General features: G+C 34.6%; 13 protein-coding genes. 12 read left to right on the top strand and 1 reads right to left on the bottom strand.

All coding sequences use genetic code 11. The features are described 5' to 3' along the window. Nucleotides 1–148 precede the first annotated feature (148 nt). The 12 genes from GCQ56_RS10475 to GCQ56_RS10405 all read left to right on the top strand — a co-directional run bounded on the left by GCQ56_RS10475 (nucleotide 149) and on the right by GCQ56_RS10405 (nucleotide 16,451). Entirely contained in the window at nucleotides 149–1,162 is a 1,014-nt protein-coding gene (locus GCQ56_RS10475) for a dihydroorotate dehydrogenase-like protein (RefSeq protein WP_152734414.1), read from the top strand. Nucleotides 1,163–1,496: 334 nt separating this feature from the next. Then, complete coding sequence (gene ppdK, locus GCQ56_RS10470) at nucleotides 1,497–4,214, top strand: pyruvate, phosphate dikinase (protein WP_152734413.1); 2,718 nt, start codon at nucleotides 1,497–1,499, stop codon at nucleotides 4,212–4,214. A gap of 1,577 nt (nucleotides 4,215–5,791) precedes the next feature. After that, complete coding sequence (locus tag GCQ56_RS10450; protein ID WP_152734409.1) at nucleotides 5,792–6,340, top strand: PepSY-associated TM helix domain-containing protein; 549 nt, start codon at nucleotides 5,792–5,794, stop codon at nucleotides 6,338–6,340. 233 nt (nucleotides 6,341–6,573) lie between these two features. Continuing rightward, the gene (locus GCQ56_RS10445) at nucleotides 6,574–6,861 is read left to right on the top strand and encodes a hypothetical protein (RefSeq protein WP_152734408.1); all 288 of its coding nucleotides are present in this window, start codon (nucleotides 6,574–6,576) and stop codon (nucleotides 6,859–6,861) included. A 99-nt stretch (nucleotides 6,862–6,960) separates the two neighbouring features. Continuing rightward, nucleotides 6,961–7,383 (top strand): Holliday junction resolvase RuvX, encoded by a 423-nt coding sequence (ruvX, locus tag GCQ56_RS10440; protein ID WP_152734407.1) that lies wholly within the window; start codon nucleotides 6,961–6,963, stop codon nucleotides 7,381–7,383. Nucleotides 7,384–7,411: 28 nt separating this feature from the next. Further along, complete coding sequence (gene def / locus GCQ56_RS10435) at nucleotides 7,412–7,966, top strand: peptide deformylase (RefSeq protein ID WP_152734406.1); 555 nt, start codon at nucleotides 7,412–7,414, stop codon at nucleotides 7,964–7,966. Nucleotides 7,967–8,137: 171 nt separating this feature from the next. Further along, nucleotides 8,138–9,160, top strand: a complete 1,023-nt coding sequence (locus tag GCQ56_RS10430) for a DUF6588 family protein (RefSeq protein WP_152734405.1) — start codon at nucleotides 8,138–8,140, stop codon at nucleotides 9,158–9,160. 100 nt (nucleotides 9,161–9,260) lie between these two features. Further along, complete coding sequence (locus tag GCQ56_RS10425; RefSeq protein ID WP_152734404.1) at nucleotides 9,261–11,336, top strand: ComEC/Rec2 family competence protein; 2,076 nt, start codon at nucleotides 9,261–9,263, stop codon at nucleotides 11,334–11,336. Nucleotides 11,337–11,507: 171 nt separating this feature from the next. Beyond that, nucleotides 11,508–12,848 (top strand): Trk system potassium transporter TrkA, encoded by a 1,341-nt coding sequence (gene trkA, locus GCQ56_RS10420; protein ID WP_152734403.1) that lies wholly within the window; start codon nucleotides 11,508–11,510, stop codon nucleotides 12,846–12,848. Between the two features lie 85 nt (nucleotides 12,849–12,933). After that, entirely contained in the window at nucleotides 12,934–14,382 is a 1,449-nt protein-coding gene (locus GCQ56_RS10415; RefSeq protein WP_152734402.1) for a TrkH family potassium uptake protein, read from the top strand. Between the two features lie 59 nt (nucleotides 14,383–14,441). Next, nucleotides 14,442–15,890, top strand: coding sequence for a TrkH family potassium uptake protein (locus tag GCQ56_RS10410; RefSeq protein ID WP_299993521.1), 1,449 nt, complete (start codon nucleotides 14,442–14,444; stop codon nucleotides 15,888–15,890). A 285-nt stretch (nucleotides 15,891–16,175) separates the two neighbouring features. Beyond that, nucleotides 16,176–16,451, top strand: a complete 276-nt coding sequence (locus GCQ56_RS10405; protein ID WP_152734401.1) for a hypothetical protein — start codon at nucleotides 16,176–16,178, stop codon at nucleotides 16,449–16,451. 72 nt (nucleotides 16,452–16,523) lie between these two features. Here GCQ56_RS10405 and GCQ56_RS10400 read toward each other — a convergent pair whose 3' ends face one another. Beyond that, entirely contained in the window at nucleotides 16,524–17,135 is a 612-nt protein-coding gene (locus GCQ56_RS10400) for an L-threonylcarbamoyladenylate synthase (protein WP_152734400.1), read from the bottom strand. Nucleotides 17,136–17,291: the final 156 nt, after the last annotated feature.

The following is a 17,291-nucleotide window of genomic DNA, read 5'->3' as shown; positions in this document are numbered from 1 at the left end:
AAAAAAATAAAGACTCGAAAGTCCTTTAATTAGCGACTTGTAGCTATTTTGCATTGATATACAAATGATTAAAATGTGATTTTGGTTGAATATATCAAGTTCATTTATTAAATTTAGTATTACCTGAAATATTTTAATCCAAAATCATATGGCAAATTTAAACGTAGAGTTTATGGGATTAAGCTTAAAAAATCCCATTATAGTCGGGGCTTGTACCCTTTCCGCAACAGTTGAAGGTGCACAGGAATTGGAACGTTCTGGCGCAGCTGCAATTGTTTACAAATCATTGTTCGAAGAACAAATTCAAATGGAGCGAGCTCAACTTTCCGATGAGTTAGATGAGTATGCTGATAGAAATGCAGAAATGACATCTTTGTTTCCAACCTTGGAACACGCAGGACCAAAAGCTCATATTCTAAAGTTATCTGAGGTAAAAAAGAATGTTAATATTCCTGTTATTGCTAGTTTGAATTGTTTATACGATGTAACCTGGTTCGATTATGCGAAACAATTAGAAGATGTTGGAGTAGATGCATTGGAATTAAATTTTTATCAGATGCCTGGCGATGTTGATAAAACAGCGGAGCAATTGGAAGATGAGAAAGTGAAAATAGTAAAGATTCTTAAAGAAAGATTATCTATTCCTTTTTGTATTAAGCTGAGTCCTTATTATACTAATACTCTTAATTTTGTGAATAGATTGGATCAGGCTGGTGCTTCTGCATTTGTATTATTTAATCGATTATTCCAACCTGAAATTGATATCCATACAGAAAGTCATGTTACAAATTTTAATCTGAGCAATCAGGGCGATTTCAAATTAGGATTACGCTATGTAGGCTTAATGTATAAGAAAATTGAAGGTGGTTTGTGTGGTACAAATGGTATTTATACATACGAAGATGTTGTTCAAATGCTATTAAGTGGAGCAAATACTGTTCAAATGGTAAGCGCATTGTATAAAAATATGCCTTCTTATATCGCACAAGTTCTTTCTGAGTTAGAGGAATGGATGGATAAGAAAGGATACAAATCTATTGATGAATTTAGAGGGAAATTATCAGATAGTGAATTGAAAGCATCTGATATTTATTACAGAGCTCAATATCTTGATTATCTACTCAATCCTGAAGAGATAGTGAACAAATATCCTATGAGATAATTTTAGTTAATATCGAACATAAAAGTCTGTCAATCGACAGACTTTTATCGTGTGATTTTGAGTTGGATTTTCTTAGTTTAATTTTTCGCAAACGTTTGAAAAAGAAAAGTGTACGACCATCTAAAATTTCTAATGAAAAGCGTCTTAAATCACGCAATTATATTTTTAAAATTAAAAAAAGAAAGCTACTTTTGTGTGCGTATTTCTGCATGACAAATATCATGCTTAATCCCTTTACATTTATTGTTTTAAATAAATAAGAACTAATAATATAATTGTTGTTAAAGATCCTGTTGTGTGGGACTTTAACGTGTAAAACTAAAAAGCGATAATTATGAGTACTAAGTACGTTTATACTTTTGGTGACGGTAAAGCCGAAGGTAAAGCAGACATGAAAAATTTGCTTGGAGGTAAGGGTGCTAACCTTGCTGAAATGAATCTAATCGGTGTTCCAGTTCCTGCTGGTTTCACTATCACTACTGAAGTTTGTACTGATTACAACAAGCTTGGAAAAGATGCTGTTGTAGCAATGATCAAAGAGCAAGTTGAGGCTGCTGTAGCTGACACTGAAAAAGCAATGAACGCAAAATTTGATGCAAAAGAAGGATTTCCTTTGTTGTTATCAGTTCGTTCTGGTGCTCGTGCTTCTATGCCAGGTATGATGAACACTGTTCTTAACTTAGGTATGAATGATGATACAGTAAAAATTGTTGCTGAACAATCAGGAAACGAGAAATTTGCTTACGATTCATATCGTCGTTTCATCCACATGTACGGTGACGTAGTTATGGGTGTTGAGGCTGAAGAAGGACAGCATAACCCATTTGAGGTTGTTCTTGATGAGTTGAAAGAAGCTAAAGGATACAAATTAGATACTGAACTTACAGTTGAAGATCTTAAAGAGCTTGTTGAAGGTTACAAAGCAGTTGTACGTGAGCACGCTGGTGTTGACTTCCCTACTTGTCCTTGGGAGCAACTTTGGGGTTCTGTATGTGCTGTATTTGATTCATGGGATACTGAAAGAGCTATCCTTTACCGTAGAATGGAAGGTATTCCTGACGATTGGGGTACTGCTGTTAACGTACAGGCTATGGTATATGGTAACATGGGTGAGACTTCTGCTACAGGAGTTTGTTTCTCTCGTGATGCTGCAACTGGTGAAGACCAATTCAACGGTGAGTATTTGATCAACGCACAGGGTGAAGACGTTGTTGCTGGTGTTCGTACTCCACTTGAAATTACTTTAGTAGGTTCTAAGCGTTGGGCTGAACGTGGTGGTGTTTCTGAAGAAGCTCGTAAAGCTGATTTCCTTTCAATGGAAGAAGCAATGCCTGAGCTTTACAAAGAACTTGATACTATCCAGCAGAAGCTTGAAGATCACTATTCTGACATGCAGGATATGGAGTTCACTATCCAGCAAGGTAAATTGTGGATGTTGCAAACTCGTTCTGGTAAGCGTACTGGTGCTGCTATGGTTAAGATGGCTGTAGATATGTTAGAGCAAGGTATGATTGATGAGAATACTGCTATTCTTCGTCAAGAGCCTAACAAATTAGATGAGTTACTTCACCCAGTATTCGAGAAATCAGCTCTAGAGGCTGCTAAAGAGCTTTCTAAAGGTCTTCCTGCTTCTCCAGGTGCTGCTACAGGTCAAATCGTATTCTCTGCAGAAGCTGCTGAAGAGTGGGCTGCTGCTGGTAAAAAAGTAATTTTAGTACGTCGCGAAACTTCTCCTGAAGATTTGAAAGGTATGTACGCTGCTGAAGGTATTCTTACTGAGCGTGGTGGTATGACTTCTCACGCTGCTGTAGTTGCTCGTGGTATGGGTAAATGTTGTATCTCTTCTGCTGCTAACACTTTAGTTACTGGTTCTTCAATGACTATTAACGGTGTTGAGTACAAAGAAGGTGATTTCATCTCATTGAACGGTACTACTGGTGTTGTTTACGAAGGTAAAGTTGCTACTATCACTCCTTCATTAGATGGTGATTTCGGTAAAGTAATGGACATGGCTGAGCGTAACACTCGCATGTATGTTCGTACAAATGCTGATACTCCAGCTGATGCTCAAGCTGCTCGTGAATTCGGTGCTAAGGGTATTGGTCTATGTCGTACAGAGCACATGTTCTTCGAAGGCGATAAGATCTGGAAGATGCGTGAAATGATTCTTGCAGAAGATGTTGAAGGTCGTAAAGCTGCTTTAGCTAAATTACTTCCTGTTCAGCGCGAAGACTTCTCTGGAATTCTTGAAGCTATGGACGGTTTTGGTGTAACTATCCGTCTACTGGATCCACCATTGCACGAGTTTACTCCTAATGATGACGCTTCTCAAGCTGAGATGGCTGAAAAATTAGGTATCGATGTATCTGTCGTTAAAGCTAAAGTTGAGTCTCTTCACGAGTTTAACCCAATGTTGGGACACCGTGGATGTCGTCTAGGTAACACTTACCCAGAGATTACAGAGATGCAAGCTCGCGCTATTATCGAAGCTGCTTGTGATTTGAAAGCTGCAGGAAAGAATCCTAAGCCAGAGATCATGGTTCCATTGATCGGAACATTGAAAGAATTCCAAATGCAAGAAGGTATCATCAGAGAAACTGCTGCTGCAGTATTCGCTGAAAAAGGTATCGAAGTTGATTTCTTAGTAGGTACAATGATCGAGATTCCTCGTGCTGCATTGACTGCTGATCAAATCGCTGAGTATGCTGAATTCTTCTCATTCGGAACAAATGACTTGACTCAAATGGGATTCGGTTATTCTCGTGATGATGCTGGTAAATTCTTACCTATCTACATTGAGAAAGGTATCCTTAAGAATGATCCATTCCAGGTTCTTGACCAGGAAGGTATCGGACAATTAGTTCGTATGGGTTGTGAAAAAGGACGTTCTACACGTAAAGATATCAAATTAGGTATCTGTGGTGAGCACGGTGGTGAGCCATCATCAGTTGAGTTCTGTAACTCAGTTGGTATGGAGTACGTGTCATGTTCTCCTTTCCGTGTGCCTATCGCACGTTTAGCTGCTGCTCAAGCAAACTTGAAGCAAAACTAAGAGAATTACATTCTCAATATATAGAAAGGCTGTCCCTCGGGGCAGCCTTTTGTGTTATATATTATTGTGCAAGTATTAACTATAAGGTGATATTCTTTGAACGGGAGCCGTCAATCGGACGCGATTCGAGCTACTTGGTTAATTTGGAATGGTGAGCAGTATCCGATTGACTTGATTCTTTTGTTTACTTTTCTCATCTAAGGAGAAAAGTAAAAGCCTTACGGCTTGAGTGAAATTTCACAATTAGATGATTGGGTTTGAAGTTATAGCGTAATTAGGTATCTGCGTAAGCGCAACGACTTTTGGGTGAGCCATCATCAGTTGAGTTCTGTAACGAAGTTGGTATGGAGTATGTTTCATGTTCTCCTTTACGTGTGTCTATCGCACGTTTATACCGATATGTATTTTAATAATAAATTACTTCACTTCGTTTGCAATTTATTTTAAAATATCGATCGGCATTATCAGTTCACCTTTTACAGGAGATAAGCTGCTGCTCAAACAAACTTGAAGCAAAACTAAGAGAATTACATTCTCAATATATAGAAAGGCAGTCCCTCGGGGCAGCCTTTTGTGTTATATATTATTGTGCAAGTATTAACTATAAGGTGATATTCTTTGAACGGGAGCCGTCAATCGGACGCGATTCGAGCCACTAGGGTGATTTGAAAAACCGAACAGTATCCGATTGACTTGATTCTTTTGTTTACTTTTCTCATTTAAGGAGAAAAGTAAAAGCCTTACGGCTTGAGTGAAATTTCACAACTAGATGATTGGGTTTGAAGTTATAGCGTAATTAGGTATCTGCGTAAGCGCAATAACTTTTGGGTGAGCCATCATCAGTTGAGTTCTGTAACGAAGTTGGTATGGAGTATGTTTCATGTTCTCCTTTCCGTGTGCCTATCGCACGTTTATACCGATATGTATTTTAATAATAAATTACTTCACTTCGTTTGCAATTTATTTTAAAATATCGATCGGCATTATCAGTTCACCTTTTACAGGAGATAAGCTGCTGCTCAAGCAAACTTGAAGCAAAACTAAGAGAATTATATTCTCAATATATAGAAAGGCTGTCCCCCGGGGCAGCCTTTTGTGTTTTATATCAGTTATCAATCTAGCAATCTAATGTGAGTTATCATCAATGATAAATTAAAACTAATGTTTCGATATAATTATTAAACTAAAGATAAATATGTAATTTTATGAGATAAGGGCTAATAGAGTCAATTGAATTAAAAACCAATATTAAAAATATAAAGTCATGGCAAAATCTCAAGATTCGAAGAAGAATGTAAAAAAAGAGCCAGCTAAAACAGCTAAGGAAAAAAAAGCCGCGAAAAGAGAAAAGAAGGCTAATAAGGGTTAATTCTCTTAAATATGAACAATGATTTATTACCCGAAATGATATTATGGTAATATAAACTCAAAAGGCTGTCTTTAAGGCAGCCTTTTTTTGTTTCCGAAATGTTAAATATTCAAACTGGGATAAATTCCTTTTCCAAAAAGCAATCATTTTTTATTTCTTTGTGCTTCGTTTATCAGATAATTGACTTACATAAAGAAAAATAAAGAATATGAATTGGAATCTGAAACTAAGAAACTGGCATAGAGACTTCTCTTATTTTTATGCTGGTCTACTAATCGCTTTTTCTATATCCGGAATCGCTCTAAATCATAGACAATCTTGGGATCCAAGAGACTATGTATATGATACTATTGATGTGAAATTTGATCTGCCTAAGGATAAAGAAGCAATTACAGATGAGTTTTTTCGGGTCGCATTAAAAAAGCAGGATATTGAATTAGAATTGAATGGAACAGCTTGGCGTAGGGGAGGGTACAATTTGTATTTCGAGAATGCATATGCATATATCAATCCTTTTACAGGCGAAGGTCAAATAGAAAGTTTTCGAACCAGACCTGTACTTGGGCAAATGGTTGATTTGCATAAATCGGCAAGCGATGTTTGGGTTTGGTATTCCGATATTTTTGCAATTTGTGTATTGCTGATATGTGTAACTGGATTAATTATTACAAAAGGAAAAAATGGTTTTAAAAAGCGCGGTTGGAAGTTGGCTCTTATTGGAGTTGTTATCCCAACTGTGTTATGGTTTTTCCTATAAAATAATACTATTTCAATTACGAAGGCTACATCGATAGAAGCAACCTTTGTTGTTTAAAGAATTAAGAGCAAATAACCTTTAACTTTATTCTTCCTGATTTTTATAGTAGATAGCAATTGTATAAAATCAATAGTAAATATTTTTCTAAAAAAAAATAAAGCTGGTTTGACTTATAATGCTTACATTCAAGATCAGGAGATTCTCCTGATTTTTTGTTTAAATAAATGACTGTAATGGCACTGCATATCGGACGATTCTCTTTTCGCGGACCTTTCAAAAATCTTGATGAAATAAAAAACAGACCAGGTTTATTTATACTTCATAAAGGAGAGTTAGATATATCTCCCATTGTAATTAAAGAAACACCTCTTTTAAATGCTAGTATTACTGATGAATTAAATCAATTAGGATTAACTTTAGGGGAAGATTGTTTTCTATCTGTTTACAATACATTCTGCACTTTAACCCTTGATCGCGTAGAGATGGTGGAAGAACTTAAAACCATTTTTCAGGAAAACTAATTACTTCGCACTCATATTCCTTTTCAATTTCAAGTTAAAATGATAAAATCTGTTTGGATTTTATATCTTTGCAATTCAAATTAAGTATAAATAAGAGAATTGGCACGATTACTAGCAATTGATTACGGAAGAAAACGAGTAGGCTTGGCAGTTACTGATCCTATGCAAATAATAGCAAATGGTTTGGATACTGTTGCAGCAAAGGATGTATTAGACTATTTGATGAAATACGTACAAACTGAACCAGTTGAGTGTTTTGTTGTTGGATATCCTAAACAATTGAACAACGAGGACAGCGAATCGATGAGATATATTAAACCATTTTTGGGAAAATTGAAGAATAAATTTCCTGATATTCCAATAGAAATGGTTGATGAACGATTTACTTCAAAAATTGCTTTTCAAACCATGATTGATGGAGGTTTAAAGAAAAAACAACGTCAGAATAAAGCATTAGTTGATAAGGTAAGTGCTACTATTATTTTGCAATCGTACATGGAAGCTAAACGCAACATGTTTTAAGTTTATTTCAGCAAAAAAACAACAAGAAATGATATTACCGATTACTATTTATGGTCATCCTGTTTTAAGAAAGGTTGCCAAAGATATTGATAAAGATTATCCTGAATTGGAAAAATTTAAGGATGACATGTGGCAAACTATGTATTTTGCCGATGGAGTTGGGTTGGCTGCACCACAAGTTGGTCGTTCAATTCGTATGTTTGTTATCGATTGTTCATCTTTTGCCGAAGAAGAACCAGAATTGGAGGGTTTCAAAAAGATGTTCATTAACGCTAAAATTACTGAAAGAACCGGTGACGAATGGGTAATGTCTGAAGGCTGTTTAAGTATTCCTGGTTTAAATGAAGATGTTAAGCGTCCGGAATCGATTAAAATTGAATATTACGATGAGAATTGGGAATTTCATGAAGAAGAGTATTCGGGATATGCAGCACGTGTAATTCAGCACGAGTACGATCACTTGGAAGGAATCATGTTTACCGATCATTGTGCGCCTATTAAAAAGCGTTTACTTAAAGGTAAACTTGCTGGAATCACAAAAGGAAAGTTTAAAGCAAAGTACAGATTTAATCTGGCTAAATAATTTCAAACCCTACCAATTTGGTAGGGTTTTTTTATTGATATACGGTTTTATTATATCTTTTATTTGATTTAAATTGGAATTTAAGATTTGAAATCATTTAAAAATAATTAAACAAATTTTAATTGTTCGCGTATTAGCTGATACTCTATGTACTCTAATTAAAATCTAAATATGATGAAAAGACTTACTCTACTACTTATTTTACTTGTTCCTTTCATGGGAAAATCCCAGGATATAGAGCAATTTTTATTGGCAGGAACTGAAGATGCTTCGAAACTGACTAAGAATTATGTAAATCCTGTTGCGAAAGGATTTATGTACGGATTAAACAATGGTTGGTACTCAACCGGTCGAACTCATAAAAAATTGGGTTTTGATATTACTCTTGTTGCCAATTTAGCGCAAGTACCTGGTTCTGATGAAGTATTTCAATTTGTCGCTAGCGATTATTCGAATATCACATTAGTGAATGGATCTTCCGAAATTCAAACTTTAATGGGAGGAGATAATAATACCACCTTAGCTGCCAGAATTGAAACAGATATGGGTGATTTTAAGTTGACAAATTTCACAATGCCCGATGGTATTGGCGACGATTTACCAATGAATGCCGTTCCATCGGCAACATTACAGGTTGGAATCGGTATTCCTGGAATCAATTCGGATTTAAAAGTTAGATATTTACCTAAAGTTGGTGGTTCCGATTTGGAAGTTGGAATGTTTGGTGTTGGTCTGCAAAAAAGTTTATCTAAGATGCTGAAGATTGACAAAACTCCTGTTGATATTTCTGCGTTAGTGGCATTTACTCAATTAACTGCAGAATATGATATTCAGGAAGAATCAGATTTGAGCGGAAGTGGTCAAAAAATGGAATTTACTACGAATGCTTATACATTTCAGGCGATTGCTTCGGTTAATTTAAAACTTATTGAGTTTTATGGTGCTGTTGGGTTTAATACAGCTAAAATGGATGTTGATATTAAGGGAACCTACGATTTGGAATATACATTAGAAGGAACAGGTTCAACAATAAAAGAAACCGTTACCGATCCAGTTTCAGTTGATTTTGATGCCAGTGGTGTTAGAGCAACAATTGGAACAAGATTCAACTTAGGATTCTTTAAAATATTTGGTGATTATACAATACAAGAATACAATACAATTACTGGAGGTATTGCCTTTAGTTTTAGGTAATATATCTGAACATTAGTTAGTCAAGCCCTTACTTAAAAAGTAAGGGCTTTGTTTTTACCTAGAGAATTGTTAAATTGAATGAACCATTAATGTATTTGTGATGTCATTTCGGGAACTCATTCGTCAGCATCCTTTCTTACGTATATTATTGCCTTTAATAATTGGGATTAGTTTCGCCAATTCAGTCACTATACAGGCATTTATTTGGGAATTCTTCTTGCTTCTGGGATTTCTTGGTATTCTTACAATAATTTCGATTCCGAGCTTTAGAAAATCATATTCATATGGAGTATTTTTTGGTTTGTTTTTATCTATCCTATTGGTAGGATTATCAGCATTTCGAATGAATACTATAGATAAGGCAATGCACATACAAAGTTGTGATTCTTGTCAGTATTATAGGGTAGAACTACTTGATACTCCTTCGGAAAAGACGAAATCTTTTGCTTGTGTGGTTAGGATTAAAGAAGCCATAAGCTTAAACAATATCAATCAAGAAACAGCCAAGGGTATTTTATATCTGCAAAAAGATTCTAATGCGTTTCTATTGAAACCAGGTGATCAGTTGCTGATTAATACCAAATTGAATAAAGTTATAAATGCAGGCAACCCCTACGAGTTCGATTATGCTGGATATTTGAAAACACAGCATATTTTGTATTCATCTTATCTGGATTCGAATTCTTGGTTGTTAATTGATGGTACCACTTCGAAAAGCTTAAGGTTACTTGCATTAAAGTGGCGAAGCAATTTGCTAAATATTTATAGAGATAAGGGTATTGTAAATGAAAGTTATGATATTCTGGCAGCTCTTACACTAGGTTCTAAAACAAATCTTGACCCGGAATTAAAACGTGCTTGGGCTGATGCTGGTGCAATGCATGTTCTTGCAGTTTCGGGACTGCATGTAGGCATTATCTTTTTGGTGATGAATTATCTTTTGGGATTTCTTACAAAAATGCGAGGTGGGAATTGGCTTAAAGGATTTTTATTACTGGCGTGTTTATGGATGTATGCATTGTTAACAGGAATGTCACCATCTGTAATGAGAGCAGCCTGTATGTTTAGTTTTATTATAGTGGGAGGGATTTTAAATCGTAAAGGTGGAATTTTTAATTCTTTGGCTGCATCAGCCTGTTTTTTACTATTGTTTGATCCGTATCTCTTATTTACCGTTGGGTTTCAATTTTCGTACCTGGCTGTGGCGGGAATTGTATTTTTTCAGCCTCGATTTGATAAAATGATTTATATAGAAAATTTCATATTACGAAAATTTTGGCAACTAACAACAGTGGCAATATCTGCACAAATAGCTACTTTCCCTTTAGCTATATATTATTTTAATCAATTTCCTACCTACTTTTTACTCTCGGGATATGTGGTCATATTAATGGCAGGCTTGCTAATTTATTTATCAGCACTATTATTAATTTTTGCAAATGTAGAATGGATTTCGAATCCACTAGCCTGGATTCTTCAGCATTCGGTAGAAGGAGTGAATTGGTTGATTGTTAAGATTCAAGAATTGCCAGGAGCTGTTATTCGGGATTGTACATTCTCCAGTTATCAGGTAACTCTGCTTTATTTCTTACTATTCAGTCTAATTTTTATTCTCTTTTTAAAAAGGAAAAAAGCAGTTTTTACTTTGTTAATGGTTTTAGTATTATATCAATTACCTGGATTAATTTCGAAATTTAATAACGTTGAAACAGAGCTTGTTGTATTTAATGCAGGAAGAAATAGTTTAGTTGGTTTTTGTGATAATAATAGAGCAATTCTATTATTGGATGAGAAACTTGATGAACAAAAAAGAGAACGATTGACAAAGTCTTATTTTTTGCATAAAGAAATCACAAATATTGAAATTGATACAATACAAGATATTGATTGTAGAGAAATTGGAGGGAAAAATATTGTGTTTATTGGTAGGAGAATAGGAAATATTACTGCAGTTTTAGATAGTTTGAATGCCGATATAGTTGTCTGTAGAAAAGGCGCATTGAAATCAAAGGATATCTTAACAAAACAAATTGGAGAAAGATTGACTGTTTTTGATGCATCAGTTTATAAAAATGACTTAGATAAATTGGATAATATTAATGCGAACGAAATAGATAATGTGCATAATGTAAGGGAATCAGGAGCATTAATTTACATCTTATCTACAAAGAAATAAGATTAACCAATAAAAGATAATCATTCAAATAGCGCCTTTGTATTCTAAATCTGTTTTGGTAATTTAGAGAGCTTGGCTTTTAATGTTTTTTAACAAATTGCTATCTAATTTGCTCGATAATGTGTTAATTTGCCGACGAATTTTTCCAATTAATGTTAACGGAATAAAGTTATGAAGATTGTTATTGCCGGAGCGGGAGCTGTAGGAACTCATTTGGCGAAGATGTTGAGTCATCAGGATCATGATATTATTTTACTTGATAATGATGAAGAGAAGTTGAAGGAGATCGATTCCCATCTAGATTTATTAACCATAGTTGGTTCGAGTGCTTCTTTAAAAGACTTGAGAGAAGCTAGTGTAAAGAAAGCTGATCTATTTATTGCCGTTACGCAATCTGAAACGACAAATATTACTTCAACAATTCTGGCAAAGAAACTTGGTGCGATTAAAACCATTGCAAGAATTGATAATCAAGAGTATTTAATTCCTGAGAATAAAGAATATCTTCAAAGTTTGGGAATTGATGAGTTAATTTATCCAGAGAAATTAGCGGCCAAAGAGGTGATCAGTTATCTCTCAAGATCAGGAACTAGGCAGATGTATGAGTTCTCTGGTGGTAGATTGTTGCTATATGGAATAAAAATTAGCAGTAAATCAATATTGATGGACAAAACCATGGCAGAAGTTGCGGAAATGACTGCTGATGTTGATTTTAGAGCTGTAGCAATAAAACGAGAAGATACAACCATTATTCCTCGCGGTCATAATCGATTTTCAAGAGGAGATTTAGTTTTTGTAATTAGTAAACCGGAAAGTATTGAAAAGGTGATGCTTTTGGCGGGTAAGCAAAAATACGAAATTAAAAATGCCATGATTTTGGGCGGAAGTCGTATAGGACAAAAAACCGCAATGGAATTAGGTAAAAAAATGAACCTTAAATTACTTGAGATTGATAAAGAGAAGAGTCTGAAATTGGCAGATCGTCTTCAAGATACTCTCGTGATTAATGGAGATGGTAGAGACAAGGAGTTACTAAAAGAAGAAGGAATTCATAAAATGGATGCTTTTGTTGCGGTAACTGGAAACTCAGAAACAAATATTTTGGCTTGCCTTTTAGCAAAGAAAATGGGCGTTAAGCGTACAATTGCCGAGGTAGAAAATATCGATTATATCGATTTGGCTGACAATATTGGTGTAGGAACCATGATTAATAAAAAGCTATTGGCAGCAAGTTACATTTATCGTTTTACTATGGATGCAGATGTTCAGCATTGCAAGTGGTTAACTGTTTCAGAAGCTGAGGTAATGGAATTGTCAGCGAAGGAAGGTTCGAAAATTACAAAAGGTAGATTGAGTGAAATTAATTTTCCTGATGATGCTAATGTTGGTGGTGTCATTCGTGGCGATGAATCGATAATCGCTACAGGTGATGTTCAAATTCAAGTGAATGATAAAGTAGTTGTTTTTACTTTACCTTCTGCAATTAAAAAAGTCGAAAAGTTTTTTAAATAGACTTCCCAAAGCCAAATTCGCTGAATTTGGCTTCTTATTTTCTGTTAATTTTTAATTGACATAGTAGAAATAAAACCTGGTTGTAATGCTTAACTGGAAATTTGTTTTTTACGTGATGTCGATAATAATGGTCGTGGAAAGTTTTTTCCTGATGATTAGCTCGGCAGTTGCATTTTTTTATGGAGATGGTGATTTTTACACATTTGTACAATCGGCATCTATTAGTTTGATTATTGGTACAATTACTTACTTTTCTACTTACCAATGTAAAAAGGATATTGGTAAGCGTGAAGCTTTTATTATAGTAAGTTTCGTTTGGGTTATATTTTCAATTTTTGGTGCAATGCCATTTCTTCTAGGTGGCTATGTTGATGGATTTACAAATGCTTTTTTTGAGACAATATCGGGATTCACTACTACAGGTGCTTCTGTTATATCTAATATTGAAGCATTACCTCATGGAATTTTATTTTGGCGATCTTTAACCCATTTATTGGGTGGAATGGGAATTTTGGTATTGACAATTGCTATTTTACCAATTTTTGGATTTGGAGGTATGGCGATGTTCAATGCAGAAGCTGCAGGAATTACTCCTGAGAAATTGCATCCAAGAATTAAAGAAACAGCTCAACGTTTATGGGGAATATACATGCTATTAATCGCATTGGAAACTATATTTTTAGCATTGGGAGGGATGGGGATTTTCGATGCTATTTGCCATTCATTTGGAACTTTAGCATCAGGCGGATTTTCAACGCAAAATGAAAGTATTGTTAATTATTCACCTTACATTCAATATGTGCTTATTGTTTTCATGTTTTTAGCAGGAACCAATTTCACTTTACACTATTTTGCTATAAAAGGGAATGTTAAAAAAATAGTTCAGAACCATGAATTTAAAGTTTATGTAGCATTAATTCTATTTGTAACTTCTGTTATTACAGTCACCCTTGTTTATTTGGATCATGGATCATTTGAGAAATCATTTAGAGATGCTCTTTTTCAGGTAACTTCAGTTATCACTAGTACAGGTTTCGTGAGTGCTGATTATACATTATGGCATCCGTATCTTCTATTTCTTATTTTTGGATTAATGTTTACAGGAGCATGCGTTGGTAGCACTTCTGGAGGGGTGAAAATTCTTCGTCATTTGTTACTTTTTAAAAATAGTCTTTTAGAATTTAAGCGCCTAATACACCCTTCGGCAGTCTTACCTGTTCGGTACAATAACGACATGGTTGGACAAGACATTATTTCGAAAATTCTCGCTTTCGTTATCCTGTATTTTATGGTGTTTTTTATTGGATGTTTTGCAATGACACTAGTCGGTTTAGATTTCATCTCAGCTTTGGGTGCAGTTGCTACTACAATGGGAGGAATAGGTCCAGGCTTGGGAACGGTTGGTCCAATGAATAATTTTGCGCAAGTTCCAGATGCCGGCAAATGGATATTATCATTCCTAATGTTATTGGGGCGATTAGAGTTATTCACCTTTTTAATTATTTTTGTTCCATCTTTTTGGAAGAATCAATAACTTAATTTTTTTTCAGTCCTTAGAATGATATCTTTGGATAAAATCTCAAGCCGATAAAAGTGGTCAAGTTTAAAATTATTCTGAATATTTTAGGGAAGCTTCTAGTTGGAGAAAGCTTCTTCTTATTTCTATCCTTAATTGTTTCCTTAATTTATGGTGAGTCTGATTCCTTAGCTTTTTTAAAAGCTGGTTTAATTACTCTAGTTGTAGGTTCTTTGAGTTATCTTACTTCGAAAGGTGTAAAGAAGGATCTTGGGAAAAGAGAGGGATATATTATTGTTAGTTTAGTATGGGTTGTATTTTCGATATTCGGATGTTTACCGTATTTGTTTAGTGGTGCTATACCTAACGTAACAAATGCATTTTTCGAAACTATGTCAGGATTTACCACTACCGGATCGTCTATTTTAAACAATATTGAGGAATTGCCACATGGTATTCTTTTTTGGCGTTCACTTACCCAATGGATGGGTGGTATGGGGATAATTGTGATGTTCCTTGCAATATTACCAACATTAGGAATTGGAGGACGAGAACTATTTGTTGCCGAAGTTCCTGGTCCTGCTCCTGATAAATTAACGCCAAGAATTAAAGAGACTGCACGTAACCTTTGGGGATTGTACATGTTGTTTACATTAATTCAGACCATATTGTTATTTGCAGGGGGAATGACATTTTTCGACGCCATTAATCACTCCTTAACAACTATGGCAACTGGTGGATACTCTACAAAACAAGCAAGTGTTGGCTTTTTTACTTCTCCTTATCTTCAGTATGTTATAATTTTCTTCATGTTTGTTGCGGGTACAAATTTTACATTGTCGTATGCTGTTATTACGGGAAAGGCAACAAAAATTTTTAAAGATGAGGAGTTTAGATTTTATACAATTGTTGTTTTACTTTTTAGTTTGTTAATAGCTGTGGGTTTATTTGCAGCAGGCAATATAAGTGGAGAGCAGGCATTTCGAGATAGTTTATTTACAGTTGTCTCAATAATTACAACAACAGGTTATGCTACCGCTGATTACCTGTTATGGACACCATTTCTGGGAATGTTGATTTTTGTATTGTTTTTCGTCGGTGGATCTGCTGGGTCAACAGGAGGAGGAGTGAAAGTTGTTCGTATTTTACTTTTATTCAAGAATAGTTTTTATGAATTAAAACGTTTGGTTCATCCTAATGCTGTAATTCCAATTCGTTATAATAAGCATGTAGTAGATCAGAAGACTGTAACCAATATTTTGGCCTTTTTTGTTTTTTACGTCATCATTTTCATGATATCATCAATTCTCATGTCGCTTTGGACTCCTGATATTTATTCAGCTTTTAGTGCTGTAGCTACCACACTTGGTAATATTGGACCAGGTTTTGGTGAAGTTGGTCCGATGGAGAATTTTTATAAATTACCTGACTTGGCAAAATGGTTTCTTGCTTTTTTAATGATGTTAGGACGATTGGAGTTGTTTACGGTTTTGGTGTTGTTTTCGCCTTCATTTTGGAGACATTAATTAAAATATTTAATTAAATATTAGTAGGAGAGAGAACTTTGGAGTTCTCTTTTTTTATATTTAATAAATTGTTCTGGTCACATTTTGCGATTTTAATTAAAAATAATAAATCACTTAAAATAGTGAAACTGTCTATTATTCAGAATCCTTAAATAATTGATTTTTTCTTTTAGTCAGTAAAATGAAAACTTTTATCATGAAAATATAACATTTTATAATGTTTACCGTAAATAGATTTATTAATATTACAGTCTATTACATTTTGAACAACCTTTAATTAAACTCATGAAGAACATTGAAAAGTACAATCATTTAATTGAAAAAGAAATCGCGAAATATAAAAGAGAGTCAGAAAAAGTATTGACGAAATTTGAAAAAAGTTTTAGCAAAGGTAAGGTAGTCGCGACACATCATTTCGAAAATGTTGCATCAGAACTAATTCGTTTGGTAAAAACTGATTTAGAGAATGCAGGATATCATCCAGAGTTTATTGGAAACCGACCTGGAGGACATATTCTGTTACGTGTAAGCTTATTAAAATCATCAGGAAAAGTAGCATAGTACTGAAGAAACTTATATGAAAAATGCCGGTAAGAATTTTCTTATCGGCATTTTTTTATACAAATATTTTGTTTAATATGTAAGTTCTCCAATTCCTGGCCTGATAATTTCAAACTCACCATTTGTGCAATCAATCACTGTTGATGCTGTATTGTTTCCATATCCACCATCTATTATCAAATCCACATCCTTATTGTATTTTTCATGTATCAGTTCCGGATCGGTAGTGTATTCAATAACTTCGTCGGGATCATGAATTGATGTTGTCATTATAGGGTTTCCTAACTCTTCAACAATTCCTAAAGGAATGTAGTGATCGGGGACTCTTATGCCAACGGTTTTCTTTTTACTTTTAAACAGCTTGGGAACATTGTTACTCGCTTGTAGAATAAAAGTAAATGCACCGGGTAGGTTTTTCTTCATTATTTTAAACGATGCATTATCAACCTTTGCATATTCAGAAAGATTGCTTAAGCTGTTACAAATAATCGAAAAGTTTCCTTTATCAGCAGATATATCTTTTAAACGAGCTATTTTTTGGATGGCTTTGTTATTGGTTATATCACATCCGATTGCATAAACCGTATCTGTGGGATATATAACAACGCCTCCATCTCTTAATACATCTGCGATTCGCTGAAATTCCCTATGATTAGGGTTATCAGGATACAATTTTATAAGCATTACTGTAGTGGTTAGGGGTTATTTCGGGAAATAAAGATAAAAGTTTCGAGCGTAAGGTTAACTTGTTCTGTCTTATTTATTTTCAATCCACAACATATTATTAATTTCTGTATAGTATTGCAATAAAAAAAAGGAATGTCGAAACATCCCTTTTTA

Origin of the sequence: Marinifilum sp. N1E240 (genome assembly GCF_009295825.1) — a bacterium.
GTDB lineage: Bacteria > Bacteroidota > Bacteroidia > Bacteroidales > Marinifilaceae > Marinifilum_A > Marinifilum_A sediminis.
This window is presented reverse-complemented; position numbering and strand designations above follow the sequence as displayed.

Bases quoted from the DNA above. Each gene is read 5' to 3' on its own strand.
- GCQ56_RS10475 (WP_152734414.1), top strand. From the start codon at position 149: ATGGCAAATTTAAACGTAGAGTTTATGGGATTAAGCTTAAAAAATCCC.
- ppdK (WP_152734413.1), top strand. From the start codon at position 1,497: ATGAGTACTAAGTACGTTTATACTTTTGGTGACGGTAAAGCCGAAGGT.
- GCQ56_RS10450 (WP_152734409.1), top strand. From the start codon at position 5,792: ATGAATTGGAATCTGAAACTAAGAAACTGGCATAGAGACTTCTCTTAT.
- GCQ56_RS10445 (WP_152734408.1), top strand. From the start codon at position 6,574: ATGGCACTGCATATCGGACGATTCTCTTTTCGCGGACCTTTCAAAAAT.
- def (WP_152734406.1), top strand. From the start codon at position 7,412: ATGATATTACCGATTACTATTTATGGTCATCCTGTTTTAAGAAAGGTT.
- GCQ56_RS10430 (WP_152734405.1), top strand. From the start codon at position 8,138: ATGATGAAAAGACTTACTCTACTACTTATTTTACTTGTTCCTTTCATG.
- GCQ56_RS10425 (WP_152734404.1), top strand. From the start codon at position 9,261: ATGTCATTTCGGGAACTCATTCGTCAGCATCCTTTCTTACGTATATTA.
- trkA (WP_152734403.1), top strand. From the start codon at position 11,508: ATGAAGATTGTTATTGCCGGAGCGGGAGCTGTAGGAACTCATTTGGCG.
- GCQ56_RS10415 (WP_152734402.1), top strand. From the start codon at position 12,934: ATGCTTAACTGGAAATTTGTTTTTTACGTGATGTCGATAATAATGGTC.
- GCQ56_RS10405 (WP_152734401.1), top strand. From the start codon at position 16,176: ATGAAGAACATTGAAAAGTACAATCATTTAATTGAAAAAGAAATCGCG.
- GCQ56_RS10400 (WP_152734400.1), bottom strand. From the start codon at position 17,135: ATGCTTATAAAATTGTATCCTGATAACCCTAATCATAGGGAATTTCAG.